General features: G+C 69.7%; 2 protein-coding genes. Both read right to left on the bottom strand.

Annotation, left to right across the window (positions count from 1 at the left end; translation table 11 throughout):
• On the bottom strand, positions 1-191 hold a 191-nt coding region (locus ACSDR0_RS50820; protein WP_435296170.1), incomplete at its 3' end, for a polyketide synthase docking domain-containing protein.
• A gap of 53 nt (positions 192-244) precedes the next feature.
• Positions 245-921 (bottom strand): phosphopantetheine-binding protein (locus ACSDR0_RS50815; RefSeq protein WP_435296169.1); only part of this gene is annotated, 677 nt, incomplete at its 5' end.

Below are 921 nucleotides of genomic sequence, written 5' to 3'. Positions count from 1 at the left end.
TCGCGACCACTCGCCACCACGTCCCACAGCTCCTCGGGTGAGGACACCCCACCCGGATAGCGACACGCCATCCCCACGACCGCGATGGGTTCCCGTGCCTTGTCCTCCAGGTCGCGAAGGCGTTTGCGGACCTCGCGGCTATCGGCGATGGCCCGCTTGAGGTACTCCCTGAGGTTGGCTTCGTCAGACATCTGAACTCCTTCGAGTAGAGGGCGGCGAGCGGCCAAGTGGTGGAAGCGGCCGCTCAGTCGAGTCCGTCCACGAGGGCGAACAGTTCTTCGTCGCTGGCAGAGTCGAGGTCGTCGGTGCCGGTGACCTCTTCGGCCTGGTCGTTCGCCAGGTCGAGTAGGGCGCGCAGGCGCGCGGCGATGGTGTCGCGGCTGTGGCCGACCGCCGCGACGGCGATGGCCTCGGTCAGCCGGTCCAGCTCGGCGATGACGCGTGTCGGGGACGTCGGGGACTCGGCGGTGAGCATGTCGTCCAGGTAGGCGGCCAGCGCTCCCGGCGTCGGATGGTCGAAGAGCAAGGTGGCGGGTAGCCGCAGTCCGGTGGCGGCGGCGAGGCGGTTGCGTAGTTCCACGGCGGTGAGCGAGTCGAATCCCAGGTCGGTGAAGCCCCCGTTGGCGGTGATGGACTTGGGATCGGTGTGCCCGAGAACCTCGGCGACCCCTGTTCCCACCAGGTCGATCAGGGCTCGGGTGCGTTCCGCGCCGGTGAGAGCGGCGAACCGCTGGACCGCAGGCGTCCTGGCCACTGCCGGTGCGGGCCTGACCAGGCCGCGCAGCACGGGCGGCAGGGCATCGCCGGTGGCACGCAATGCCGCCGCGTCCCATCGGGTGACCGTCAGGACGGGTTCGGTGGTGGAGGTCGCGAGGTCGAAAGCGCGCATGGCGTCCTCGACGGTCAACGCGACCATGCCGT

It is taken from the genome of Streptosporangium sp. G11 (assembly GCF_051192615.1).
Taxonomy (GTDB): Bacteria; Actinomycetota; Actinomycetes; order Streptosporangiales; family Streptosporangiaceae; genus Streptosporangium.
Note: the sequence above shows the minus strand (reverse complement) of the source record. Positions and strands in the feature narration are given on the sequence as shown.